The following is an 8,951-nucleotide window of genomic DNA, read 5'->3' on the forward strand; positions in this document are numbered from 1 at the left end:
TTGCCGGTTTTCCGGTCATCGACTCCCACCCGCCGAATCCGCTAGGATTGCGACTCACCCTGTTTCCAGGGCAACCCCTCTAACTTACTCCAACATCCGATTGTTGTCCAATCGGATCTCGGCGTGACGCATGCGCCCCGACGAGGGAACTGATCAAAAGGGTGGTCCCGAGGCTCTGGCGATCTCCGCCGACCCCCTCGGGCCTGTGAACTCTATGTACGCCGCCGGGTCCCGTCAAATCGAAGCGCCTGCCTCGTGGAGACGTGTTTCCCGCTCACTGGGTAGAGATCCAATATGACGGACCAGAGGCTGTTGCCCAGAGCACTCGTCGTGCTTCTCTGCGCCGCGAGTGCGGTGATCGTCCTGGGAGGGATCAGGGCGGTCGGCTCGATCGTCGGGCCGGCACTGCTGGCACTGATCCTGATCCTGGCGGTCTCCCCGGTCAGAACCTGGCTTCACCGGCACGGCGCTCCCGGATGGGTACTGGTGGCGATCCCCCTGATGATCGTGCTGCTGGTGCTCCTGGGCATGGTCGCGGTCCTGACAATCTCCATCGCGCAACTGGCCGCTCTCATCCCCACCTATGACAAGCAGTTCCAGCAGCTCGTTGTGCAGGCACAGGGGCTGGCGACGAAACTCGGCATCGGCACGCAGCAGATAAACGAGGCGATCAACTCCTTCTATCCCAGCAAAATCTTCGCGATCGCACAGGAATTCCTCAGCGGGCTGGTGGGCGCGTTCTCCGGCATCGTTCTCATGGTCGTCCTGCTGCTGGCCATGTGCCTGGACGCGCAGGCCTTCTCCCGGATTCTCACCCTGGGGGCGGTGCGCAGGCCCCTGCTCATCGGCGCGCTCCACGACTTCGCCCACCGGACCCGTCGTTATCTTGTGGTGTCGACGGGGTTCGGGCTGGTCTGCTCCGCGTTGGACGTGGCCGCGCTCTGGGTGCTCAACGTGCCGCTTCCCCTCCTTTGGGGCGTACTTGCACTGATCACCAACTACATCCCCAACATCGGCTTCATCCTGGGCCTGATACCGCCCGCCCTGCTCGGTCTCCTGTCGGGCGGCCTCGACACCATGGTCTTCGTGATCGTCGCCTACGTGTTGATCAATTTCGTGGTGCAGTCGCTGATCCAGCCCAAGTACCTCGGCGACGCCGTCGGACTGTCCACGACCCTGACCTTCATCTCACTCATCCTGTGGACGTTCCTGCTCGGCCCGCTGGGCGCGCTGCTGGCCATCCCGCTCAGCCTGCTGACCCGCACGTTGCTGATCGACAGCGATCCCGACGGCGAGTGGGCCGCCGCCCTCGTCTCGGGGAATGTGCCCGGCGAGGGGCGACCGGCGGAGGAGGACTCGACGACGGGCACCCGGCAGGAGAAGAACGGAGAAGGAGGCAGCCGCCCGTAACCTGAGGCCATGTATCGCGAGTGGGCTCCGGACTCCCGCGTCGCCGGGCGGGTGGCCTGCGTGTGGAGCAACGAGGCGACCACCGTCGCGACCACGGGCACGCCCCAGCTGGTCGTGCCCGATGGCTGTGTGGATCTGATCTGGGGTCCGGGAGGAGCGCAGGTCGCGGGTCCCGACACCGGCCCGAAGACCGTGTGGATGTCGCCGGGCGACCGCTACCTCGGAATCCGGTTCAGCCCCGGCGCGGCGGGCGGGGTGTTCGGAGTGCCGCTCGACAGCCTGCGCGACCTGCGGATACCGCTGTCCGAGCTGGAACCGCTCAGGGAACTGTCCGAACTGGCCCCTTTCACGGGAGGACCACCGGAGCGGGCCACCGACGTCGTACAACGGGTCCTGGCCGTACGGATGCGCACGACGCCCGAACCCGATCCCGCCGCGTCGGCGATCGCCGAGGCACTGCTGGCGGGACGGAGCGTCAGGGAGGTGGCCTGGGATCTGGGGCTCGGCGAGCGGCAGCTGCTGCGCCGGTCCCTGTGGGCCTTCGGGTACGGCCCGAAGACGTTGCAGCGGGTGGTCAGGTTCCAGCGGGCGCTGCGGCTGGCCAAGCGCGGCGTCGCGGCGGCCGAGGTCGCCGCGGCCAGCGGATACGCCGACCAGGCTCACATGGCGAACGAGGTACGGCGGCTGGCGGGAGTTCCGCTGGGCCGGCTGATCGGACGGTCCGCCGACGGCCACTGACGGACACTAGGGAAGCAGCCGGGCACGGCCGAAGTCGACGAACCTGGCACGCAGTGCCGAGCACGCCTCCTCGGTCAGCGGGACGTAGGCGAGGTCGCGTCCCGGCCGCCACCACACCGGATCTGCGCACTCCCACAGCTGGCGCCGCAGACCGCTCTTGTCCACCTTGTTGGTGGCGGTGAGCGGCATCTCCGGCGTCAGCCGTACGAAGCGGGGAGCCCACTTGGTGCCGAGGTCGGGCTGGGCGTCGAGGAACGCGGCGAACCCGGCGGGTTCGAAGTCGCCGTCGAGTTCCAGCGCGGCCATGACCTGGTCGCCGGTGCGCGGGTCGGGCACCGCGTAGACGGCGCACATGACCGTGCCCGGGTAGCGGGCGAGGATGCGTTCGACGGGGGCGGCGGCGAAGTTCTCGCTGTCCACCCGGAGCCGGTCGGCGTCCCTGCCGGCGAAGTAGAAGTATCCGGCGCTGTCACGGTAGGCGAGGTCGCCGCTCCAGTACCAGCCGGCGCGGAGCCGCTGTGCGTCCGCCTCGGCGTTGTTGTAGTAGCCCTCGAAGGAGGCGTCGCGCCGGACGATCTCGCCGATCGCCTCGTGCCCGTTGACCAGCCCGCCACTGTCGTCGAAGCGGGCCCGTGGACACTCGCGGCCGGTGGTGGGGTCGTGGACGGCGACGTCCATCCCCTGCTGCGGCAGACCGAGCGCGTCGGCCGGGGTTCCGGGAACCTTGCTGATCGCGATCGCCCCCTCGGAGGAGCCGTACCCCTCGATGATCTGGGCGCCGAACCGCCTGGCGAACTCGGTCAGGTCGCGGGAGGAGGCCTCGGTTCCGAAGGCGGCCCGCAGCGGGTTGCGGAAGTCGTCGTCGCGTTCGGGGGTGGCCAGGATGTACGCGAGGGCGCGGCCGACGTAGTTGAAGTAGGTGACGTCGTACCTGCGGATGTCGGCGAGGAACTCGGAGGCGCTGAAGCGGCGGCGCATCGCCACCGTCGCGCCCACGCCGGTGGCCATCGCCAGGTTGGCCATGATGGCGTTGCCGTGGAAGAGCGGCATCGCGAGGTAGGTCACCGACTCCCGGTCGATCCCGAACCGACCTCCCCTGCCCGCTATGGCCGCCAGCCGCCCCTGACCGCAGATCACCGCCTTCGGTGATCCGGTCGAGCCCGAGGTGAAGAGCAGCAGCAACGACTCCTCGGGCCGCGGCGGCTGCTCGGCGTCGAGAACCGCCCTCGCCTCGGTGCCGGTGCGGCGGGCCAGCAGCGCGCGGTAGCCGTCGGTGTCGGCGAGCAGGACCCGGCCGGGTGGCAGCCCGAGGTCGAGACCGTCGAGCAGGGCGGAGCGCGGGGTGTCGGTGACGACGAGGCGGCAGTCGGTGTGCCGGATGTCCGCGGCGAGTTCCGCGCCGCGCCGGGTGGGGTTGATGCCGACCAGGGTCGCGCCCGACAGCGCGGCGGCGAAGATCCAGAAGACGTACTCGGGGACGTTCTCCAGCAGGACGCCGAGGTGGAACGGGCGACCCGGCTCCCGCAGGTCCAGGGCCAGTGCCGCCCGCAGCTCCGCCTCGTGGACGATCCGCGCCCAGGTGTAGCTCTCGTCCTCGAAGCGCAGGCCGGGATGTTCGTCACCGGCCCGCGCCCGGATCAGGTCCGCGAATGTCACCACACCCGGATCTTGAGCAAGTGCTTGGTCAAAGTCAAGTCGCACCGGGGACCCGGACGATCTCCGGTACCACCGCTCCGCCACCCACCCGGCTCCGGTCGTCGGCCGAGGCGATCGAGACCCCCGGCGCCTCCTCCGCGACGGGCCGGGACGTCACAGCGGTGACAGGTCAGGCGGGGGCCGGGACGGACCGCCGGGACGGCGGTTCCTCGGGAGCGTCAGGCGCCTTGAAGACGCGGCGCGCCCATGGCATGGCGAGCGCCAGGATCGGCAGGAGCAGCATGGAACTCTGCGACCACACGACATGGAGGCTCCGCCAGGTGGCGGAGTCGAACTGGGTCATGTAGAGGTAGCCGTACCCCGCCCAGAGGGACACGCCGATGATGGCGGGCCAGGCGAAGCGGGTCGGACGGGCGACCAGGAACGGCATGAACCACAGCAGGTACTGCGCGCCGAGTCTGGGAGTGGCGACCATGAAGGCGATCAGCAGCGCCGTGGTGAGGTCGACCGGGTCGGCACGACGCCACAGGAAGGCGGTCACCAGCATGGTGACGTAGACCAGACGGGTGCCGAAGGTGGCGATCCCCTGGTGCAGATCGTTGATGCCGTGCATGTAGATGGCGCTGTAACCCCACTGGCCGACGATCGGGCGGACGTCCTGGATCACCCGGATGACCTCGGGGATCTGGCTCAGCGAGGTGCCGGCGAAGATCGGCAGGGTGACCAGGAAGAAGATCGGTGCGATGCCGGTGGCCACGAACGCCACGGCGCGGGCGCGGACGGTGGGCAGCAGCAGGAGCATGCCGGGGACGAGCCAGATCGGCCAGCTCTTGGCGCAGAGCGCCAGGCCCATCAGCAGCCCCGCGAACAGGGCGCGGCGCAGGGACTGCCGGTCGCCGGGACGAGGGGTGAGCGCTGTGCGCAGGACCGTGCCCGAGGAGCCCGCGGCGTGCCGCACGGCACCGAAGAGGCCTCGGGACGCGACGTTGTCCCGCACCAGCGCGACCACGTCGGTCGTCATGCCCGGTCGGTCGGGGGCGCCGGGGCCCCTGGCGACGACGAAGGCGGCGACGCCGAAGACCAGGGCGACCGGCTCGACCTGGCCGTGCACGGAGGCGACCAGGATGGCCAGCGGGTTGCAGGCGTACTGGAAGGCGCGCAACGACGCCCTGGGGCCTCCGGCGAGCTTGCCGACCAGCGGGATCAGCGCGATGTCGGCGACCACGGTGACCAGGCGCCCGCCGATCTCCCAGGGGATGCCCAGCCAGAGCAGGAAGCCGTAGACGTAGGGGATGGTCGGCAGGAAATGCCAGCCGCCGTTGCTCCCCAGGACGGGATCCTCGTGATTCAGGACCGCCTCGCCCGCGGGTTTGAAGCTGTTGACGAAGTCGACCGGCTGCCAGGTGTCCATCGCCGAGGTGGTCATGATGAGCACCCTGAAGACGATTCCGACCACCAGCACGGCCAGCAGGGAGGGCCGCCAGCCCTTCCACTGTGCGACCACGGCGAGCACGACACCTGTGACGAGGACGAACCCCGTGAGAATTGCGTAGTCCATGACGGCCCCTAGCCTGCCGGACCTCACCAGCGACCGGCCACCCGGTCTCTAAACCGAGACCTCTCTGCCAGTTTCGGCGACTCCGGGAATCCGATCCGTCACGTTGAGTGACCGTCGAATGTCGAACCGCCCCGTGAGACCCGCGGACGCGGAGGGGGAACCTCGCCGCCGGAAGTCCGTCTCTCCCGGCGGCGAGGAGTTCTCAGCCCAGAGCGTCGAGATAGGCCCGGTGGTTGCGGGAGAACTCGAAGGCGTTGTACCTGTCCCAGTTGATGGACCAGGTCATCAGGCCGCGGAGGTTCGGGTAGACCCCCCTGGGCCGGTACGGACCACAGTTGGTCCCCTTCGCCAGGCAGTCAAAGGCCTTCTGGACCTCCGCCACCGTGGTGAAGCCGTTGCCCGCGTACGCGGCGGCGGGCAGGCCGATGGCGACCTGGTCCTGGCGTAGCGCGGGAAAGACGTTGGCCGGGTTGCCGGCGATCGGGAAGCCCGCGAGCAGCATGTCGGTCATGGCGACGTGGAAGTCGTGGGTGCCCATGGTGTGGTACTGGTTGTCCAGCCCGGTGATCGGCCCGGAGTTGTAGTCCTGGACGTGCAGCAGGGTCAGGTCGTCGCGCATCGCGTGGATGACCGGGAGGTAGGAGGCGGCCCGGCGGTCGGCGGAGCCGTTCGGTCCCGGGCCGTAGAACTGGTAGCCCAGCTGGACGAAGAACGTCTCGGGGGCCATGGTCAGTACGAACCGGGCTCCGTACCTGGCCTTGAGGGTCTTCAGCGCGGAGATCAGGTTGACGATGACCGGGGTGGTGGGTGCGGACAGGTTGGTGTCGCCGCTGTCGAGGTAGAGGGAGTGGCCTTCGAAGTCGATGTCCAGCCCGTCCAGGCCGTACTTTTCGATGATGGCGCTCACCGACTGGACGAACTTGTCGCGCGCGGCCGTGGTGCTCAGCTGGACCTGGCCGTTCTGGCCGCCGATCGAGATCAGCACCTTCTTGCCGAGTGCCTGCTTGGCCCGGATCCCGGCGATGAACTCCGCCTCGGACTCGACGTTGGGGCACTCGGCGACCGGGCACTGGGTGAAGCGGATGTCCCCCGAGGTCACCGAAGTGGGCTCGCCGAAGGACAGGTTGATGACATTCCACTCATTGGGGACGTCGGCCATCCGGATGTAGCCGGAGCCGTTGGCGAAGGAGGCGTGCAGGTAGCCGACCAGCACCCGCTTGGGCAGGCCGCCGGGGGGCGGCGTGTTGGTGACGGTCGCGGACACCTGGTTGGATTTCGCGGACTCACCGGCTGAGTTGGAGGCGCTGACCTGGTAGGTGTGCGTGCCGGTGCCGGGGGCGTCGCTGTAGGAGGTCGCGGTGGGCGTGCCGACCCTGGTGCCGTTGCGGTAGACGTTGTAGCCGGTCGCCCCCGAGGAGGCGCTCCAGCTCAGCGAGACGCTCGTGCCGCTGACGGTGGCGGTCAGCCCCGACGGCGCGGGCGGGATCGGTGGCTGGCCGGTGCCGACCGTCACGGAGACCGCGCCGGACTTCGCCGACTCACCCGAGGCGTTGGTCGCACTCACCTGGTAGCCGTGGGTGCCCGCGCCGGGGGTCTCGGAGAAGGTGGTCCCGGTGGCGGTGCCGACCCTGGTGCCGTTGCGGTAGACGTTGTAGCCGGTCGCCCCCGAGGAGGCGCTCCAGCTCAGCGACGCGGTGGTGGCGTTGCCGGTGCCGGTGAGCCCGGTGGGCACGGCGGGGGGCTGGCCCTGGCCCGGCTGGCCGTCCAGGACGAAGTCGTCGGCCTGGTAGGTGCCCTGGCCGTACCAGCCGTTGACGTAGATCGTCACCGAGGTGGTGGCGGCGCCGGTGGTGAACGAGGTGGACAGCTGGGCGTAGGACGACGGCGAGGACGTCCAGGTGCTGGGGTCGGTCCCGCCGGTGCCGGTCGCGCCGAGGAAGACGTAGCCGCCCCTGACCCAGGCCGACAGGGTGTAGGCCGAGGACGGCCTGACGCTGACCGTCTGCTGGCAGCGGGCGGTGTCGTTGCCGGCCGGCGTGGCCTGCAGTGCCCCGGTGCCACCGTGCACCGGCGAGGACACCGCCGCGGCCCCCGAGGAGGCCGTACAGGTCCAGCCGGTCAGCCCGTTCTCGAATCCGGGGTTGGCCGCGATGTTCGCGGCGTGGGCGGGCGACGCGGCGAGCATCGCCCCGCCCAGCGCCAGTACGGCGATCGCCGCGAGTTTCCTGAGGTGCATCCGATTTACCCCGCAAGGATTGCTAGGAGGGTGTCGTGGGGGTACGGCCCGCGCCCCGGGCGGGGTGCGGGCCGTACGGATCGCTCGGTTCAGAAACCGGCGGTGACGCGGGTGAAGTCCCAGTCGGACTGGGCGATGCCGCTGCAGTTGGAGACCACGCCGCCACCGGGGCAGGGGCGGTCACGGTTGACCGCCCAGTAGGCGAGACGGGTCAGGCCCTTGGACTTGGCCCAGTCGCGGATCTGGGTCCAGGCCGCCACCGTGGTCAGCTCCTGCTGGTCGGACAGGCCGTTCATGCCGGAGATGCCCATCCGGGCGTACGCCTGCGCGTCGGTCCAGCCGTTGGCCGCCTTCAGCGCGTTCTTCAGGCCCTCGGAGGCGTTGACGGTGTCGGTGTAGATGTTGGAGCCGCCGAAGTCGAACGGCATGATCGTGTAGTTGTCGATCGGCACGGCCAGCGCCTTGGCCTGGTTGATCAGGCGGATGCCGTGGGAGTTCGGGCCGGTGGTGGTGGTGCCGAAGGTGACGGCGATCTTGACGTTGGGGTTGTTCTGCTTGACGATCTTCAGGCCGTTGAGGATGCGGTCCTGGACCGTGTAGTTCTCGAACTCGTCGGTGTTCTCGATGTCGAAGTCGACGACCGCCGGGCCGACCGCGTTGATGACCTGCTGCACCGCTCCGGCGAAGGCGGCCGGGGTGGAGCAGTTCGGGCCGAGCTTGTTGCCCTGCCAGCCGCCGAAGGAGATCTGGACGCTGCCGCCCGCGGCCTTGATCTGGTTGATCGCGGTCTGGTCGGCGCCGCCGGTCAGCGGCCGGTTACCGTCCCAGGCGGGGGTGCAGCCGCCGCTGGACAGGATGAACGCCATGGTGAAGGACTTCACGCCGGTGGCGCTCATGACCGTCGCGGGGTTCGGCGGGTTGCCCCAGCCCATGTAGAGGTACGGCGCTCCGGCCATCTTGCCGACCGGGTCGGGGTTGGTGCAGCCGGTGGTGGTGGCGCTCACCGCGCCGCTGGCGGCCGACTCGCCCTGGGCGTTGTAGGCCTTGACGGTGTAGGTGTGCGAGGTGCAGGTGCCGAGCGAGCCGATGGTCGCGCTGGTCCCGGTGACCTGGGCGCGCTGGGTGCCGCCCTCGTAGACGCGGTAGCCGGTGACGGTGCCGCTGGAGGCGCCCCAGGACAGCGAGATCGAGGAGTTGGTGGTGGCGGTGACCGAAGGCGTGCCGGGCGCGCCCGGGGTACCGGGAGTGCTGCCGCCGCCGCAGGCCGCGCCGTTGAGCGTGCAGTTGGACGGGGTGATGCCGCCGGGGCTGCCGTTGAAGCCGAAGCTCGCGGTCGCGCCGGGCGCCAGGGTG

6 protein-coding genes are annotated in these 8,951 nt (G+C 69.5%); 2 read left to right on the forward strand and 4 right to left on the reverse strand.

Annotated elements, in window-relative coordinates; all coding sequences use genetic code 11:
* Positions 1–294 precede the first annotated feature (294 nt).
* Both IG98_RS0142985 and IG98_RS0142990 read left to right on the forward strand, forming a co-directional pair.
* Positions 295–1,410, forward strand: coding sequence for an AI-2E family transporter (locus IG98_RS0142985; protein WP_051753696.1), 1,116 nt, complete (start codon positions 295–297; stop codon positions 1,408–1,410).
* A 9-nt stretch (positions 1,411–1,419) separates the two neighbouring features.
* Positions 1,420–2,148 (forward strand): DUF6597 domain-containing transcriptional factor, encoded by a 729-nt coding sequence (locus IG98_RS0142990; protein ID WP_030926139.1) that lies wholly within the window; start codon positions 1,420–1,422, stop codon positions 2,146–2,148.
* A gap of 6 nt (positions 2,149–2,154) precedes the next feature.
* On the opposite strand, the gene IG98_RS0142995 is transcribed toward IG98_RS0142990, so the two are convergent.
* The 4 genes from IG98_RS0142995 to IG98_RS0143015 all read right to left on the reverse strand — a co-directional run.
* Complete coding sequence (locus IG98_RS0142995) at positions 2,155–3,807, reverse strand: AMP-binding protein (protein ID WP_037972830.1); 1,653 nt, start codon at positions 3,805–3,807, stop codon at positions 2,155–2,157.
* A 166-nt stretch (positions 3,808–3,973) separates the two neighbouring features.
* A complete protein-coding gene (locus tag IG98_RS0143005; protein ID WP_030926143.1) occupies positions 3,974–5,362 on the reverse strand; it encodes a hypothetical protein in 1,389 nt (462 codons plus the stop codon).
* 202 nt (positions 5,363–5,564) lie between these two features.
* Positions 5,565–7,598 carry a carbohydrate binding domain-containing protein gene (locus tag IG98_RS0143010; RefSeq protein WP_037972833.1) on the reverse strand — a complete coding sequence of 678 codons (2,034 nt, stop codon included), beginning with the start codon at positions 7,596–7,598 and terminating at the stop codon, positions 5,565–5,567.
* Positions 7,599–7,687: 89 nt separating this feature from the next.
* On the reverse strand, positions 7,688–8,951 hold a 1,264-nt coding region (locus tag IG98_RS0143015), incomplete at its 5' end, for a fibronectin type III domain-containing protein (protein WP_030926147.1).

Origin of the sequence: Streptosporangium amethystogenes, from assembly GCF_000721075.1 — a bacterium.
GTDB lineage: Bacteria > Actinomycetota > Actinomycetes > Streptosporangiales > Streptosporangiaceae > Streptosporangium > Streptosporangium amethystogenes.